This window comes from Sphingomonas sp. CBMAI 2297 (genome assembly GCF_029870595.1).
Taxonomy (GTDB): Bacteria; Pseudomonadota; Alphaproteobacteria; order Sphingomonadales; family Sphingomonadaceae; genus Sphingomonas.
Genome location: NZ_JAPDIR010000021.1, coordinates 41,976 through 57,414, shown reverse-complemented (window position 1 = coordinate 57,414; position 15,439 = coordinate 41,976). Strand labels below are relative to the sequence as shown.

General features: G+C 68.0%; 13 protein-coding genes and 1 tRNA gene. 6 read left to right on the top strand and 8 right to left on the bottom strand.

Annotated elements, in window-relative coordinates; genetic code table 11:
- Positions 1-24 precede the first annotated feature (24 nt).
- The 4 genes from OMP43_RS21005 to lnt all read right to left on the bottom strand — a co-directional run bounded on the left by OMP43_RS21005 (position 25) and on the right by lnt (position 4,858).
- Complete coding sequence (locus OMP43_RS21005) at positions 25-855, bottom strand: EAL domain-containing protein (protein WP_280281504.1); 831 nt, start codon at positions 853-855, stop codon at positions 25-27.
- Between the two features lie 255 nt (positions 856-1,110).
- Positions 1,111-1,854 carry an EAL domain-containing protein gene (locus OMP43_RS21000; RefSeq protein ID WP_280281503.1) on the bottom strand — a complete coding sequence of 248 codons (744 nt, stop codon included), beginning with the start codon at positions 1,852-1,854 and terminating at the stop codon, positions 1,111-1,113.
- Between the two features lie 178 nt (positions 1,855-2,032).
- The gene (metK, locus tag OMP43_RS20995) at positions 2,033-3,247 is read right to left on the bottom strand and encodes a methionine adenosyltransferase (RefSeq protein WP_280281502.1); all 1,215 of its coding nucleotides are present in this window, start codon (positions 3,245-3,247) and stop codon (positions 2,033-2,035) included.
- Positions 3,248-3,319: 72 nt separating this feature from the next.
- Entirely contained in the window at positions 3,320-4,858 is a 1,539-nt protein-coding gene (gene lnt, locus OMP43_RS20990; RefSeq protein ID WP_280281501.1) for an apolipoprotein N-acyltransferase, read from the bottom strand.
- 119 nt (positions 4,859-4,977) lie between these two features.
- Between lnt and aguB the strand changes: the two genes are divergently transcribed.
- On the top strand, positions 4,978-5,829 hold the full coding sequence (aguB, locus tag OMP43_RS20985; RefSeq protein ID WP_280281500.1) for an N-carbamoylputrescine amidase: 852 nt from the start codon (positions 4,978-4,980) through the stop codon (positions 5,827-5,829).
- Between the two features lie 288 nt (positions 5,830-6,117).
- Here aguB and OMP43_RS20980 read toward each other — a convergent pair whose 3' ends face one another.
- Together OMP43_RS20980 and OMP43_RS20975 are read right to left on the bottom strand one after the other, a co-directional pair.
- A complete protein-coding gene (locus tag OMP43_RS20980) occupies positions 6,118-6,813 on the bottom strand; it encodes an aspartate/glutamate racemase family protein (protein WP_348538621.1) in 696 nt (231 codons plus the stop codon).
- 2 nt (positions 6,814-6,815) lie between these two features.
- The gene (locus tag OMP43_RS20975; protein WP_280281499.1) at positions 6,816-7,418 is read right to left on the bottom strand and encodes a uracil-DNA glycosylase; all 603 of its coding nucleotides are present in this window, start codon (positions 7,416-7,418) and stop codon (positions 6,816-6,818) included.
- A 23-nt stretch (positions 7,419-7,441) separates the two neighbouring features.
- Here OMP43_RS20975 and folK point away from each other — a divergent pair, with 23 nt between their 5' ends.
- From folK to OMP43_RS20960, 3 genes are all read left to right on the top strand, one after another.
- On the top strand, positions 7,442-7,906 hold the full coding sequence (gene folK, locus OMP43_RS20970; RefSeq protein ID WP_280281498.1) for a 2-amino-4-hydroxy-6-hydroxymethyldihydropteridine diphosphokinase: 465 nt from the start codon (positions 7,442-7,444) through the stop codon (positions 7,904-7,906).
- Positions 7,906-8,310, top strand: a complete 405-nt coding sequence (locus OMP43_RS20965) for a nuclear transport factor 2 family protein (RefSeq protein WP_280281497.1) — start codon at positions 7,906-7,908, stop codon at positions 8,308-8,310. The genes folK and OMP43_RS20965 overlap by 1 nt, the downstream gene beginning before the upstream one ends.
- Positions 8,311-8,347: 37 nt before the next feature.
- Positions 8,348-8,423, top strand: a tRNA-Lys gene (locus OMP43_RS20960).
- A gap of 198 nt (positions 8,424-8,621) precedes the next feature.
- Here OMP43_RS20960 and OMP43_RS20955 read toward each other — a convergent pair.
- Together OMP43_RS20955 and OMP43_RS20950 are read right to left on the bottom strand one after the other, a co-directional pair.
- Complete coding sequence (locus tag OMP43_RS20955) at positions 8,622-10,037, bottom strand: metallophosphoesterase family protein (RefSeq protein WP_280281496.1); 1,416 nt, start codon at positions 10,035-10,037, stop codon at positions 8,622-8,624.
- 84 nt (positions 10,038-10,121) lie between these two features.
- Positions 10,122-12,911 carry a TonB-dependent receptor gene (locus OMP43_RS20950; protein WP_280281495.1) on the bottom strand — a complete coding sequence of 930 codons (2,790 nt, stop codon included), beginning with the start codon at positions 12,909-12,911 and terminating at the stop codon, positions 10,122-10,124.
- A 215-nt stretch (positions 12,912-13,126) separates the two neighbouring features.
- On the opposite strand from OMP43_RS20950, the gene OMP43_RS20945 reads away from it, so the two are divergent.
- Positions 13,127-13,801: a response regulator transcription factor gene (locus OMP43_RS20945; RefSeq protein WP_280281494.1), complete on the top strand. Its 675-nt coding sequence runs from the start codon at positions 13,127-13,129 to the stop codon at positions 13,799-13,801.
- 4 nt (positions 13,802-13,805) lie between these two features.
- Positions 13,806-15,140 carry an ATP-binding protein gene (locus tag OMP43_RS20940; protein WP_280281493.1) on the top strand — a complete coding sequence of 445 codons (1,335 nt, stop codon included), beginning with the start codon at positions 13,806-13,808 and terminating at the stop codon, positions 15,138-15,140.
- Positions 15,141-15,439: the final 299 nt, after the last annotated feature.

The window sequence follows — 15,439 nt, the reverse complement described above, 5'->3', positions numbered from 1 at the left end:
CGTCCCGGACGCGGAGGACAAGCGTTAGAGCGCCTGGGCGAGCGCGACGGGCGCCGTCGGGCGCGGCGTGGCGATGCGCTGGTGCGCGGCGAGGCGGCGATGCTGGGGCATGGCCGCGCGCGGCTCGCGGCGGGCGATGTGCGCGCGCGGCAGCGGGCGGCCGCGCGCCGGCGCGATCCAGTCGCCCTGCATGTGGCGGATGCCCATGGTGCACAGCAGGACCAGGTCCTCGCGCCGCGCGACGCCGTTGGCGATCAGGATCACGTCCATGTTGCGCGCGAGCCGCACCACGCCCTCGACGATCACCCGGCGCGAGCTGCTGTCGGCGATGGTGCGGACCAGGCCGGCATCGAGCTTGACGAAGCGCGGCGTGAAACGGCCGAGCAGGCGGACGGCGAGCGGGCCGACCGCGAAACTGTCGAACGCGATGGCGATGCCGCGATCGACGCATGCCTGGGCCAGCGCCGCGACGCGGGCCAGCTCGCCGCGCTCATCGGCATCGATCTCGACGACGATGCGATCCAGCGGCACGCGATGCTCGATCGCGGCGCGGAAGAGATGGGCGAGCAGCGCGTCCGGCGCACCGTCGGCGGCGCCGACGGGGACCGCGAGCAACGCCTCGCCGTCGAGCAGCCCGGCATCAGCCGCGCCGGCGATCGCGGCACCGATCCGCGCCATTTCGAGCCGCAGCCTTGCGGCGGGGACGAGCGCCGCGGCGGCCTGGGCAAAGTCGCGGCCATGGACGGTGGCGATCGCGGCCCAGGCGAAGGGCTGGCCCGAGGCGGCGGCGATCATCGGCTGGAAGGCAATGGCGAGACCGGACTGAAGAGCGGCTGGAGCAGGTTCGGTTTGCATGATGCTTCCTTTCTGCCCTTCGTTAAAAATGGTTAACGCCGTTCGCTCCATTCCGTGCGTCGCCGAAGGGGGATTTTCCCCATGGGGATTCTACCATGGACGGAAAGCGGCGGATTTTGCTTGCCCCGCGCGAATCCGCGAGTCGCGCCGATATGCGAGAGTCGCCATCGCAACGACCCGAGCATGATTTACCACCATAATGGTTGCTTCTCTCGCCGCCGGCGCGGGAATCGCGGGCGGCAAGGCGCGCGCGAATCAGGCGGCGTTGCGCAGCGCCGGTCGCGGCAGGCTGCCCGTCGCCGGCGCGCCGACATGGGCGCCCTGGACCAGCGGCACGCCGAAGCTGCGGATTCGCTCATAGACCGGCTCGCTGTCCACGCCCGCCGCGACGATGCGCAGGCCCAGGCTCTGCATGCGGCGGACAAGGTCCTCGATGGCGATGCGGCGCGACCAGCTGGAGGCGATGGTGCTGACCAGCTCGGGCTCGATCGTCACCGCATGGGGCGCGAACTTGCCGCAATAGGCGAGCCCCGATTCATTGGGGCCGACACCGTGAAAGGCGACAACCGGGCCCAGCTTGTTGAAGACGTGCATGACGTCGGCAAGCTCGGAGCTGGTGATCGCCTGATAGTGATGGAGCGTGAACACCAGCCGCTCCGCGACGATGCCATATTGGCGCGCGGTGAGCAGCGCCGGCTGGATATGCTCCGCCGGATCGCCGATCGCCGGCGCGCTCAGCGGAATGGCCAGCCGCCCGCCCGAGCTGGCGAAGCCCGCGGTCGCGGCCCAGCGCACCGCGGCGACCGCGCAGCGGCGATCGACGTCGCGGCGCTGCTCGGCCGAGAGCTGGTCGAAATCCCCGGCGGCGGGCAGGCCGTCGCGCAGCGCTTGCGCCTCATAGGCGTGGATGCGCCCGCCAGCGATCTCGGCGATGGGCTGGAAGGCGATCGCGAGCCCGGTGCCGGCGCCGCTGGGCGCTCCGCCTTCCGGAACCATCATCGAATTCTCCGACTCCACCGATTCGCTCCTTTCCATTCCTTCCTGATGAAGAATTACGGTTGCTCAGTGCTTTATAGGATGACCCGGGAAAATACGGAACGAAGCGGCACAACGAAAAGCCCCGCGCCGGCGATGCGGCGCGGGGCTTTCGGTTTCGGCGGGCCGAAGCGGAGAAGGATCAGGCGGCGAGCGCGGCCTTCAGATCCTCGACCAGGTCGGTCTTCTCCCAGGGGAAGAAATCGCCCTCGGGCTTGCGGCCGAAATGGCCATAAGCCGCGGTCTTGCTGTAGATCGGCTTGTTGAGCTGCAGGTGCGTGCGGATGCCGCGCGGGGTGAGGCCGCCCAGCTTCTCGATGCCCGCGATCGCTGCCTCGATCTTGTCGTCCGAGACCGTGCCGGTGCCGTGCGTGTCGACATAGAGCGACAGCGGCTTGGACACGCCGATCGCATAGGCCAGCTGGATCGTCACGCGCTTGGCGAGGCCGGCGGCGACGATGTTCTTCGCGAGATAGCGGGTGATATACGCCGCCGAGCGATCGACCTTGGTCGGGTCCTTGCCCGAAAAGGCGCCGCCGCCGTGCGGCGAAGCGCCGCCATAGGTGTCGACGATGATCTTGCGGCCGGTGAGGCCGGCATCGCCGTCCGGTCCGCCGATCTCGAACGAACCGGTCGGGTTGATGTGATATTCGGTCTCGCCCGAGAGCAGCTCGGCCGGAAGCAGGTCGGCGACGACCTTCTTCACATAGGCCTTGAGCTCGGCTTCCTTGTCGCCCTCGTCATAGCCCTTGCCATGCTGGGTCGAGACGACGATCGCGGTCGCGGCGACCGGCTTGCCGTTCTCGAAGCGCAGCGTGACCTGGCTCTTGGCGTCCGGCTCGAGGAACGGCGCGGCGCCCGAATGGCGATCGGCGGCCATGCGCTCGAGGATCTTGTGGCTGTAGTCGAGCGTCGCCGGCATCAGGTCCGGCGTCTCGTCGCAGGCGAAGCCGAACATGATGCCCTGGTCGCCGGCGCCTTCGTCCTTGTTGCCCGAGGCGTCCACGCCCTGCGCGATGTGCGCCGATTGCGGGTGCAGATTGTTCTCGAAGCGGAGCGTCTCCCAGTGGAAGCCCTCCTGCTCATAGCCGATGCGCTTCACGGTATCGCGGACGGTCTTCTCGACCTCTTCCTGCACGCCCGGAGCCCAGTTGCCCTCGGTGTCCATGATGCCCTTGCCGCGGATCTCGCCGGCAAGGACGACCAGCTGGGTGGTGGTCAGCGTCTCGCAGGCGATGCGGGCCTCGGGATCCTTCGACAGGAACAGGTCGACGATGGCGTCGGAAATCTGGTCCGCGACCTTGTCGGGATGGCCTTCGGAAACCGATTCGGACGTGAAGAGATAGTTGGAACGCATGGAAATTCCTCTTGTGGGGAGGAAAGCCGGGCCGTTGCCATGCCCATATAAAGCTTTCCTTATATCACGCCCCTAGCGGGCGAAGCGCCGAAACGCAATCGCGAACACCATCAGGGCCAGCGCGGCGAGCAGCGCCAGCCAATTGCCGAGCCGCGCGAAGAGCGTGGGCGGCAGGGGCGCGGGGAGCGGCACTTCCACCGCGCCTTCCTGCCCCGCGGCTACCGTGCCGAGCAGGCGGCCACGGGCGTCGATCACCGCGGAAACGCCGGTCGGCGTGGCGCGCAGGATCGGCAGCCCCTCCTCGATCGCCCGCAGCCGCGCCTGGGCGAGATGCTGCACCGGGCCCCAGCTGCCGAACCAGGCATCGTTCGACGGGTTGAACAGGAAGTCGGGGCGATGGCGCTGGTCGATGATCTGGCCGGAGAAGATGATCTCGTAGCAGACCGCGACGCCGGCCCTGCCGAAGCCGTCGACGGCGAGGGTGCGCGGCCCGGGCCCCGGGATGAAGTCGATCTCGCCCATCACCAGCCGGGCGAGGCCGAGCGGCGCGAGCAATGTGCGCATCGGCAGATATTCGCCATAGGGAACCAGGTGCGCCTTGTCGTAGCGCCCGCCCAGCATGCCGGCGGGATCCACCGTCCACACCGAATTGCCCGCGCCGGTCAGCCGGTCTCCGTCGAAGAAGAGCGCATTGCCCCCCACCATCGCGCGGTCCCGGGGGCCGAGCAGCCCGCCGATCCGCCCGCGCACCCAGCGCGGATCGCCCTGCTGGTAGAAGCGCGGCGGATAGCCGTCCTCGACATAATAGTTGACCATGCCTTCGGGCCACACGACCAGCCGCGGCACGCTGCCGGGCTGGCCGCTCCATTCGGCCAGCTTGGCGAGGACGCGCGGGGCATAGTCCGGCCGATCCACGCCCTCCTGGCCGATATTGGGCTGGACGACGCGCACAAGCGGGCGCGCCGGGTCCGCGGCCGGGCGGCCGGGATGGAGCGCGAACCCGGCGACGATCAGCAGCGCGGCGGTGGCCAGCGGCACGCGATACTGGTGCTGGGTGGCGAGATAGAGCGCGCCCGCGGCGATCAGGGTGATGCCCGACAGCGCATAGGTGCCGGTGAAGGCGGCGAGCTGCGCGATCGGCGTCGGCACCCAGATCGCCGCCATCGGGTTCCAGGGATAGCCGGTGAACAGCGTGCCGCGCAGATATTCGGTGACGATCCAGGCCGAGGCGGCGGCCAGGACGAAGGCGAGGTCCGGCTCGTTCCAGCGCGCCTTCACGATGCGGGCGAAGCGCCAGGCCAGGCCCATCGCCACCGCCGGATAGACCGCCAGATAGAGGGCCAGCAGCAGCACGGCGAAATAGCCGAGCACCGGCGGCATCTTGTCCTGGAAATCGAAGGCGTGCTGGATCCAGTTGTTGCCCAGGGTGAAATGGCCGACGCCGAACACCCAGCCGCGCAGCAGCGCCGCCCTGGCGCTCGGCGCGTGCCAGGTCAGGTGCAGCAGCACCGCGAGGCAGGCCAGCGTGACCGGCCACCAGTCGAGCGGGGCGAATCCGGTGGCGGAGAGAAAGCCGGCGAGCAGCGCGGCGAGCAGGGGGCGGGACAGCATCGCGAGGTGCTTAACCGATCCATCCCCTTTTCGTCATCCCCGCGAAGGCGGGGGCGACGGTTGGAACCATGGAACGGACCGGGTGGCGAATCCCCGGCGACCACATTAAATGGCGCGCCATGACCGAGATCACCGTCGCCGCCCTGCAGCTCGCCTTTTCCAACGACATCGACGCGAACATCGCGAAGGTCTCCGCCCATGTGCGCGAGGCGGCGGCGCGGGGCGCGCAGGTGGTGCTGCCGCCCGAGCTGTTCGAAGGCGAGTATTTCTGCCGGGTCGAGGACGAGGGCCTGTTCGCCAATGCGAAGCCGACCGCCGAGCACAAGGCGGTGCTGGCGATGCAGGCCCTGGCCGCCGAGCTGAAGATCCACATCCCGACCAGCTTCTTCGAGGCGGACGGGCCGCACCATTACAACAGCCTCGCGATGATCGGGCCGGACGGCCGGATCGCCGGCGTCTATCGCAAGAGCCACATTCCGGACGGCCCCGGCTATGAGGAGAAATTCTATTTCCGCCCCGGCAACACCGGGTTCAAGGTGTGGAACGGGCCCGGGAAGGCGACGCTCGGCGTGGGCGTGTGCTGGGACCAATGGTATCCGGAAACCGCCCGCGCGATGATGCTGATGGGCGCGGACATCCTCTTCTATCCCACCGCGATCGGCAGCGAGCCGCATGACGAGAGCCTCGACACCGCGCGGCTGTGGCGCCGGGCGATGGTGGGGCATGCCGTGTCCAACGTGGTCCCCGTGGTCGCCGCCAACCGCGTCGGCACCGAACATGGTCAGACCTTCTACGGCACCAGCTTCATCACCAACGAGCGCGGCGACATCCTGGCCGAGCTGGACCGCGAGGAGGAAGGCGTGATCACCGTGACGCTCGACCTGGCGCTGGCCAGGCGCCACCGCGCCGCCTTCGGCTTCTTCCGCGATCGCCGGCCGGATCTCTACGGGCGGCTGGTGCAGGACATCTGAGCCCGGACGGGCCGTGTTGTCGCCTGATTCTCGGCCTGGTCGGGATCGAGATCCAGCCCTCTCCCCTCCGTCATGCTGACCTTGTTTCAGCATCCAATTCTCCACCGGCGATATCGCCGGCGGCACCTTGGGCCCTGAAGCAAGCTGGCACTTGTCCCGTAAAGACAAGTACGCCCCATTCCTTGTCCCGAGGGGATAAGCGCCAAACAAGTTCAGGGTGACGCAGGAGGTTGGCTCGAAATGTTCCGGCCCGCCAAGCCACGCCCCTGGCCTGAATGTCGCTTCGCCCTAGCCCAGCGCGAACTCCAGCGCGGCGAGCGCGTGCAGCCGCGTGGTGTCGAGCAGCGGCACCTCACTGTCCCCGTCGCCGACGAGCAGCCCGATCTCGGTGCAGCCGAGGATCACGCCTTGCGCCCCGGCGGCGGCCAGTTCGGCGATCACCGTGCGATAGCGCGCGCGCGATTCCTCGCGGATCACGCCGCCGACCAGCTCTTCATAGATGATGCGGTGCACCGCGGCGCGCGCCTCCGCCCCGGGCAGCAGCACCTCCAGCCCGAAGCGCTGTTCCAGCCGCTCGCGATAGAAGGGCTGCTCCATGGTGAAGGCCGTGCCGAGCAGGCCGATGCGCGTGATCCCCGCCGCGCGGATCGCCGCGCCGGTGGGATCGGCGATGTGGAGCATCGGAATGCCGATCGCGGCCGCGATCCGGTCCGCCACCAGATGCATGGTGTTGGTGCACAGCACCAGGCAATCGGCGCCCGCCGCCTCGATCGCCCGGGCCTCGCCCGCCAGCCGCTCGGCCAGCGCATCCCAGGCGCCGGCATGCTGGAGCCGCTCGATCTCCCCGAAATCGACCGACAGCATCACGCTGCGCGCCGAATGCGGATGCCCCAGCCGCGCACGCGCCTCGCGATTGAGCAGCGCATAATATTGGGCCGAGCTCTCCCAGCTCATGCCCCCGAGCAGGCCGATCGTCTTCATCATCGTCAAAATCTCCCGGGCCGCGCCAGCGCCACGGCCCGTTCCACCACCGCCTCGAGCATCGCGGGCGTCAGCCGGCCGGTATTCTGGTTGTAGCGCGAGCAGTGATAGCTATCGACCAGCCACTGGCCGCGATGCAGGCGATGCTCGGCGCCGTGCGCGAAACGCACCTTGGGCAGCTTGCCGCCCATCGCCTTGACCGCCGACTGGTGCGCGACCTGCCCGAGCGCGAGCACCACCGGCGCCCGGAGCTCCGCCGCCAGGAACGGCCGGCAGGCATGGATCTCGGCGGGCTCGGGCTTGTTACCCGGCGGCAGGCAGCGCACCGCGTTGAGGATCACCACGCCCCTGGGCTCCCCCTTCTCGGCCAGGCCGAACTTCTCGAGCGTCGCGAACAGCAATTCGCCCGAGGCATCGCCGGTAAAGGCGCGGCCGGTGCGGTTGGCGCCATGCCTGCCGGGGGCGAGGCCGACGATCGCGATCGGCGCGTCGGGATCGCCCAGCGCCGGCACGGGCGCGTTCCACCAGTCGGGATGTTCGGCGCGCAATTGTTCGCGCAGCGTGGCGAGGCGCGGGCAGAGCGGGCAATCGCGGCTTGGCTGGAGCATCCCCGCGCGATAGGCCGCCCGGCATGGCGAGGACAAGCTATGCCATCGCGATCGGATCCAACCGGTGGGGCCGCCATGGCAGCCCGGCGCGCGAAGTCGCGGCGGCGATCGATGCGCTGGGTGGCGTCACCGCCACCTCCCCGATCCTTCACACCCCGCCGCTCGGCCCCTCGAAACGCCGCTTCGCCAATGCCGTCGCGCTGATCGAGACCGACGAGACGCCCCCGGCCCTGCTCCGGCGGCTGAAGGCGATCGAGCGCGAATTCGGCCGGCGGCGCGGACGGACCTGGGGGGCGCGGGTGATCGATCTCGACATCGTGCTGTGGTCGGGCGGCAGCTGGGGCGAGCCGGCGCTCGTCGTGCCGCACCGCCTGTTCCGCGACCGCGCATTCGTGCTCGCGCCGCTCGCGCGGGTCGCGGCGGGCTGGCGCGATCCGGTGACCGGGCTTAGCGTGCGCCAGCTCGCGGCGCGATTGCGGAGGAAATGATGATCTGGGCATTGCTGGCGCTGGCCGATCCCGATCCCGGCCTGGTCGCCTTTGCCGATGCGTTCGACCGGGCGCAGCTGCGCCAGGACCGCGCGGCGATGGAGGCGATGATCGCGGACGACCTGGTCTATATCGACGGCTCGGGAAGGCGGCAGGGCAAGCAGGCGTTCATCGACGGCTGGATGACGCCGGGCGACCGCTATGATCCGCTCGTGCTGACCGATCGGGTGATCCTGTCGCTCGGGCCCGATGCGGGCGTGGCCAATGCGGAGACGGTGCTGGGCGGCATCTCGGGCGGGCGGCGCTTCTCCAGCCATTTCCGCTTCGCGGACACGTTCCGCAGGACGAACGGCCGCTGGCAGGTCGCGCATGTCCAGGTGACGCGGATCGAAGCCCGGCGTTGACCCGCCCGGCCGGGCCGCCTAGGGGCGACGCTGGTGTGGGTCCGTAGCTCAGTCGGTAGAGCAAGCGACTTTTAATCGAGAGGTCCCGGGTTCGAATCCCGGCGGACCCACCACCATCCCCGCCTGGCGGCTTCCCGGCCGGCGCCCTTGCGGAGCGCCGGGTCCTTCGGGCGCGATTCTCCGAGCCATCGGGAACGACGCCGCGCCGGGCGCGCCGCGGTTCCGTCCGTCCTCGCTGGTCGCTTCATTGCCGGGAATTGCCGAAGCCCCGAAGCGCCGGCCATGGCCGCGTGCCGCCCCGGCCGCTCTCGCTACTTCCCCCGCGCGACGCAGGGTCCCCCATCGGGGCCGGTCGCGCCGGTGCAGGTCCGAACCGCGATCATCGGCTCCTGCAATTCGATCAGGCGATTGCGGCCATCCGCCCCGCGCGCCAGCACGAACCCGTCATAGAGCTTCCCGGATGCCGTATAAGTCCGGAACTGAAGGCGATCGCCGGCGACATCGACGACCTGATAGAGTTCCGTCGCCTCCGCGACCTTGTCGGGCTGGATGCCGGCGCGGTCGTTCAGCGCGTACATTTTCGAACCCGTCACCGAGACCAGATAGACCGGCCCCTGGATCGCGCCCTTCCCGCGCGCCGCCGCCGATGCTTCGCGCCCCGCCTCGGCGGTCAGGCGGCTGTAGCAATGGTCATGCCCCTGGAGCACGAGATCCACCTTGCGCCTGTCGAACACGGGTTTCCATGCCGCCTTGATCTCCGCGATGTCGTTCGGACGGGCACAGGTGAAGACGGGCTGGTGGAACAGGACCACATTCCATTTCGCCTTGCTCGCGGCGAGCGTCGCATCGAGCCAGCGCGTCTGGGCCTCCATGGTGCCGAGGTCCATCGCGGAAGTGCCGTCGAGCACGATGAAGCGGACCCCCTGGTAATCGACATGATAGGTGGTCGCCTTCGCCGCTTCCGCGCCGTTCGCCGGCAGCGCGAACTGCAGCGGCCAATAGGGCCCGAGCGTCCGGCTCTCCGTGCCGTCCGGCAGGCGGATATCGACATATTCGTGGTTGCCGGTCGCCGGAACCTGCGGGACGATCGCATAATTATATCCCGCCGCCTGGTTCCATTCGCCCCATTCGTCGTCATGGTCGAGATCGTCGCGTTGCGCCGCGAGATCGCCGGCGTGCAGGACGAGCTCGATGCCGCCATTGGCATGGAATGCCTGCCGGATCACACGGCTCGCATAAGTGAGGATGCCGTTCTGGACATCGCCGAGATAGAGGAAGCGAAAGGGCTTCGCCTCGGCGGCCGCGGTGCGGAACTGCAGCCATTCGCTCCAGCCCGCGCTGCCTTTCAGGCGATAGGCATAGACGGTGTCCGGCCTGAGCCCCGCAAATCGAACCTGATGGTACAGGGCCGGGCCGTTGGCGCTCGCCTTCTCGCGCGGCGCCGCGGCGCCGATCACCTTGACGGCGCGCTCGGGCAGCGTCGGGCCGTCGACCGAGACGGCGATCTCCGCCTCGCTGGTGCGCTGGGCGAGATCGGTGCGGAAGGCGACGGCCATCTCCCGCGTGGGATCCGCCCCCGGCGTCAGGACGATGCGATCGGGCAGGTTGCGCGCGGCATAGGGCGTGCCGGCGGACCGGGGGAGCGCGGCCTGCGCGCGCGCCTCGGGCGTTGGCGCGGCCGCGATCAGCAGGACGGAGAGGACGAGCGAGGCACCCGGAACGCGCATGGCACACTTTCTTGCATCTGAGTGGCGGCGCGGCGGCCGCGGGCGTTTCCGGGCTCGAGCGTGCCGAGCCCGGAAACGATACGCCTAGAGCTTGATGCGGACGCCGCCGAAGATCGAATAGCCGAACTTCTCATATTCGTAGACGCGCTCACGCACGCCATAATAGCGCACGCCCGGCGAATTGGTCAGGTTCTTGGCTTCCACGAACACGGTGGCCTGCTTCACGACCTGATAGCTGGCCGTCGCGTCGAGCTGGCCGCGCCCTTCCCAATACAGGTCGAGCCGCGGGTCGTTGGCGTCCACCGCGTTCAGATAGTCGCTGCGCTTGGTATAGGAGAGGCGCGCGTTGAACGGCCCCTTCTCATAGAACAGCGCGGCGTTCCAGCTCGACTTGGACTGGCCCGGCAACGGCATCACCCGGCGGCCGGCAAACGTCTGGGACAGCCTGATCTCCGCATCCGTCCAGGTATAGTTGGCGAATACGCCGAAGCCGCTGAGCAGGCCGGGCAGGAAGGTGAATTGCTGCTGCCAGTTCACCTCGATCCCGACCAGATGCCCGTCGGGCGCGTTTTCCGGGCGCACATAGATGATGTTCCCGGCGGTGCGGCTCAGCGTGTAGCGATAGTCCGTCAGGTCCTTGTAGAAGGCGTTGACCGAGATCAGGCCGACCGGCCGGATATAATATTCCAGGCCCGCGTCCACATTGTTGGAAAGCGTCGGCCGCAGATTGGGATTGCCCTCCGTGATGCGCGTCATGCTGCTGTCGGTCTCATCGAGCTGACGCGGCACCAGGTCGACGAAATTCGGCCGGTTGATCCCGCGGCTGAGCGCGAAGCGGCCGATCAGCTCCGGCGTGAACGCCTGCCGCACGGTCAGGTTCGGGAACCATTTGCCATAGTCCGTATCGACATTCGCCTTGCCGACCGTTCCGTTGAGCGCGACCGTGGGAGCGGAACCCTGGAAGTCGGTCCTTTCGTAGCGGACGCCGGCGATCACCGTGGTGTGGCCGAATTCCGCCTTGGCCATGCCGAACATGCCGAGGATCTTTTCGCTCGCGCGATAATCGGCCGTGATCGATTGCGGGATGCGGCGTTCCGACGAACCCTTGGTCGCGTCGAAATAGGCGTCCGCCTTGCCCGGATCGATCTTGTAGCCGAGATCATAGTTGAAGTTCGCCGAGCGCTCGTCGTTCAGGAAGCTCGTCAGCGAGCCGCTCGGAGCGGTGGACGCACGCCGGTCGCGGAAGCGCTCCTCGTCCGAAACGACGTCGCGGTCGCGATAGCGGCCGCCGAGGCTGAACAGCACCTGCTGGCCGCCAAGATCGACCGGCAGCTCGACCTTGGTCGAGAAACCCCATTCCTTGTTGAGCGTGTTGTTCGAGCGATAGGCGTTCTCGCGGAACGCGTAGCGATCGGACTGGAGATGCTCGTTCGTGGTGAACAGCGAATAGCTGGGATTGTCCGGATTGGCGAAATCATAGCTGAGCGTCGGGCGCAGCGACGAGCGGAACAGCAGCTCGTCGCGACGCGGATAGGTCTGCTTCGATTCCGAATAGGTCGCGGAATATTCGATCCGGCCGCGGCCGATCAGATTCTCGCCGCCCACCGTGCCCGTGTAGATCTGGTTGCGCTGAACGCGGTGGCGGATCTGCTTCTCGATGCGCGTGTTGGTGAAGGTGGCGCGGGTATCCGTGGATCCCGCGGCCATCGTGCCTTCGCTCCACAGGATGCTCAGGCGGTTGCGATATTCATCGTCGGTGAACTGGGAGAAGGAACCGCGGGCATAGAGCCGGTTGCCCGGCGAAGGACGCCATTCGAGCGCGCCGTTGAGCGAAAGGCGCTCGCGCTTCGTGTCATAGTCCTTGAACAGGGTTTCGACGAGGCGGACCTGCCCGGCGGCGTTGACCGCCCAGCCATTCTCGACATTGTCGAGCTGGCGATCCGTCTTGGAATAGCTGCCCGCGAGAAGGACGCCGAACTGCCGGTCGGCGCCGAAGCGGTTGCTCACCGAAAGCGAGGCGCGCCTGTCGCTCGTGCCGCCATAGTCGTTGTAGCTGGCGCCGGCCGACGCGCTGAGGCGGAAGCCCTTGCTGTCAAAGGCCGAGCGGGTGGAAATGTTCACCGAGCCCGCGATCGCGTCGGCATCCTGGCTGGGCAGCAGGCTCTTGGTCACCTCGAGATTCGCGACGATATCGGAAGGGATGGTGTCGAGGTCGATCGCCCGGGTCGTCGGGCTGGCCGCGGCAACCGTCGCGCCATCGACGGAAACGGTGCTGAACTCCATCGGCGCGCCGCGGATGTTGATGTAGCGGCCCTCGCCCTGATCGCGCTCGATGCCGATGCCGGAAACGCGCTGCAGCGCCTCCGCGATGTTCGGATCGGGGAAGCGGCCGATGGCGTCGGCCGAGACGATGCTGACGGTATTGTCGGCCTGTCGCTGCTGGTTGAGCGCCCGCGCAGTGTTGTCGACGATCGAGGCGCCGGTCACGACGATGTCACTGGCAGCGTCGCGGGGCACGGTGATGTCGACGACGGTCCGGCGATCCGCCAGCGCCACCGAAGTGCTCGCGTTCGGGCGGCCGAGATATTCGACGCGGACCGTCACCTCGCCCTGCGCCGGCACCGGCATCACGAACTCGCCCTGGAGATCGGTGGTGGTCTCGCTGCCCAGTTCCGGCACCACGACGCGCGCGCCCGGCAGGGGCGAGCCGTTCTCGTCATGCACGCGGCCGGACAGGATGCCCGCATTCGCCTGCGCGCGACCGGATGCCGCGGCATCCTGGGCCAGCGCGGACGGGACGATGCCGGCAAGGGCGATCGTCATGGCGGATGCGGCGAGCGCGAAGGAACTGCGGCGACGACGAATGGCGTTCATTATGACCCCCGAAACCCTGGTGAGCGGAATAACGGGGAGCGGGCCGCCGTTATCGGGGCGGCGGCTAGGAATGGCTTGTGACGGACCGGTTACAATAGCGGGCCGGGCATCCAACCTTGGGGCAATTTTATCTTCGCGATCGATGCGCGCCGCGCGGGACCGGCCGGGCGACCGGCCGTCCGAAAACTGTAATGTTGTGGCGGCAGAGCCGATGGATGCGCTTGCTTCTGATCGAAGACGATATCGCGATCGCGGACTATATCGGCGCCTGCCTGTCCGGTGCCGGGCACGAGGTGCGCCATGTGCCGGAGGGGCAGGCCGGGCTGGTGGAGACCAAGAACGGGCATTTCGACCTGCTGATCGTCGATCGCGTCCTGCCCGACGGCGACGGGGTGTTCATTGTCGACAGCCTGCGGAAATCGGGCTTCACCAATCCGGTGCTGATGCTGACGGCGCTCGGCTCCATCGAGGATCGGGTGGAAGGGCTCCGGCACGGCGCGGACGACTATCTGGTGAAGCCGTTCGCCCAGGCGGAGCTGCTGGCCCGCATCGACGCGCTGTTCCGCCGATCGAAGGGCGCGTTTCAGGACGTCTATGAATATGCATCGATCACGATCAATCGCCGGCGCCGCGAAGCGTGGCGCGCGGGCCAGCGGATCCTGCTGCAGCCCCGCGAGTTCGAGCTGCTGGAGCAGCTGGTCCTGCATGAAGGGAGATATGTCTCCAAGGCGATGATGCTGGAGAATGTATGGAATTTCCATTTCCATCCGGACACCAACATCGTCGAGACCCATATGAGCCGGCTGCGCCAGAAGCTCAACACCGGCTTCGCGACGGATGCGATCCAGACGGCGCGCCGCGTCGGCTACAGGCTGCGGGATGATTGCTAGGCGCGTGCGCGGGACCCGGCAGATCACGCTGCTCTTCGTCATCGGGCTGATCGTGTCCGCGGCGCTGCTGGGGGGCATCGCCTATGTCGTCGGACATGACGCGATCCGGGGCCAGATCGATGCGCGGATCGAGGCGGAAATGGGCAGCCTGCGCCATCTTCGGAAACAGGGCGGCAACCCGGCCCTGCTCGAGGCGCTCGACAAGATCGACGAGCGCGGCGGCGGCTTCGACTATGTCCTGGTGAACGCCGCAGGCCGTCGCCTGTCGGGCGAACGCCGCTATCCCCTGCTCGCCCCCGGCTGGCAGGATACCGTGTTTCACGACGATGCCGGCGCCGGCATTCCCGTCCGCGCGCTCACCGCCCATCTGGGCGACGGGCTCCGCCTGACGGTTGCCGCGGACATGGCGCCCGCGACCGCGTTGCTGCGCGCGACGATCCTCCTCTTCGCGCTGGCCTCGCTGGTGCTGATCGCCCTGGCGATCGGGTGCGGCCTGCTGTTCGAGCGCGCGATCCGCCGCCGGCTCGACCGGATGAACCAGACGGCGGTCGCGATCATCGCCGGCCATCTCCATTCCCGGATCACGCCCAGCGGATATGGCGACGAATTCGATCGGCTGGCCGATACGTTCAACTCGATGTTCGGCCGTATCGAGGCATTGATCGGCAACCTCCGCCAGGTTTCGAGCGACGTCGCGCATGAGCTCCGCACCCCGATCACGCATCTGCAGAACCGGCTGGAACGGGCGCTCGAGGAGATACCGGAGGGCACGCCGGGGCTGGAAACCGTCGACGCCGCGATCGAGGACAGCGAGCGCATCCTGTCGCTGTTCTCGGCGCTGCTGCGGATCTCGGAAGTCGAATCCGGCACGGTGCGCCGGTATTTCAGGACTTTCGACCTCAGCGATCAGTCCGCCATGGTCGTCGAAAGCTATTCCGCGGTGGCGGAAGACAAGGGCTGTCAGCTGCTGTCGGATATCGAGCCGGGGATTCTCGTCGAGGGAGACCTGGAGCTTCTCTCGCAGGCGATGATCAATCTGATCGAGAATGCCGTCAACCACAACGGACCGGGCACGACGGTGACCCTCGCGGTCGCGCGGCGCGCGGATCGGGTGTCGCTGTCGGTAAGCGACGATGGACGGGGCATCCCCGAGGCCGATTTTCCGCTGGCGCTGCGCCGTTTCGGGCGCCTGGGGGCGAGGCGGAACTCCCCGCGCCACGGGCTTGGCCTGCCGCTCGTCCAGGCGATCGCCCGCCTGCATCAGGGCGAGCTCGAGCTCGGGGATGCGGGGCCGGGATTGCGCGCGACGATAAGGATCCGGGGCGCGGGGCCGGCCTAGGGTCGAAACCCGATCAAGGCTTTGATTTATTTTCGTCATCCCCGCGAAGGCGGGGATGACGGGGTTTGCTGATTGAGACGGGGTTTGCTGGTTGGGGCGTGCCCCTGGCTCGGGGACTCATATTCTTGCTTCGTCACCCCGGCCTTGCGCCGGGGGGCCCGCCATCTCGACAGCGCGGGAAGCAGCGAGATCCCGGCAGAAGCCGTGCGGCGCCTGATCGGCGGCGGCGGCCAGATCATCGGCACGGTCGGCCGGGCCGCGCGACCGATCTTGGCGCGGCCGGTCATTTGCCCTATGCG

Excerpts from the sequence above, each read along its gene's own strand:
- OMP43_RS21005 (WP_280281504.1), bottom strand. The coding sequence starts at position 855 with ATGCAAACCGAACCTGCTCCAGCCGCTCTTCAGTCCGGTCTCGCCATT.
- aguB (WP_280281500.1), top strand. The coding sequence starts at position 4,978 with ATGACCGAGATCACCGTCGCCGCCCTGCAGCTCGCCTTTTCCAACGAC.
- OMP43_RS20945 (WP_280281494.1), top strand. The coding sequence starts at position 13,127 with ATGCGCTTGCTTCTGATCGAAGACGATATCGCGATCGCGGACTATATC.
- OMP43_RS20975 (WP_280281499.1), bottom strand. The coding sequence starts at position 7,418 with ATGCTCCAGCCAAGCCGCGATTGCCCGCTCTGCCCGCGCCTCGCCACG.
- OMP43_RS20950 (WP_280281495.1), bottom strand. The coding sequence starts at position 12,911 with ATGAACGCCATTCGTCGTCGCCGCAGTTCCTTCGCGCTCGCCGCATCC.
- lnt (WP_280281501.1), bottom strand. The coding sequence starts at position 4,858 with ATGCTGTCCCGCCCCCTGCTCGCCGCGCTGCTCGCCGGCTTTCTCTCC.
- metK (WP_280281502.1), bottom strand. The coding sequence starts at position 3,247 with ATGCGTTCCAACTATCTCTTCACGTCCGAATCGGTTTCCGAAGGCCAT.
- folK (WP_280281498.1), top strand. The coding sequence starts at position 7,442 with ATGGCGAGGACAAGCTATGCCATCGCGATCGGATCCAACCGGTGGGGC.
- OMP43_RS20965 (WP_280281497.1), top strand. The coding sequence starts at position 7,906 with ATGATCTGGGCATTGCTGGCGCTGGCCGATCCCGATCCCGGCCTGGTC.
- OMP43_RS20980 (WP_348538621.1), bottom strand. The coding sequence starts at position 6,813 with ATGATGAAGACGATCGGCCTGCTCGGGGGCATGAGCTGGGAGAGCTCG.
- OMP43_RS20955 (WP_280281496.1), bottom strand. The coding sequence starts at position 10,037 with ATGCGCGTTCCGGGTGCCTCGCTCGTCCTCTCCGTCCTGCTGATCGCG.
- OMP43_RS21000 (WP_280281503.1), bottom strand. The coding sequence starts at position 1,854 with ATGATGGTTCCGGAAGGCGGAGCGCCCAGCGGCGCCGGCACCGGGCTC.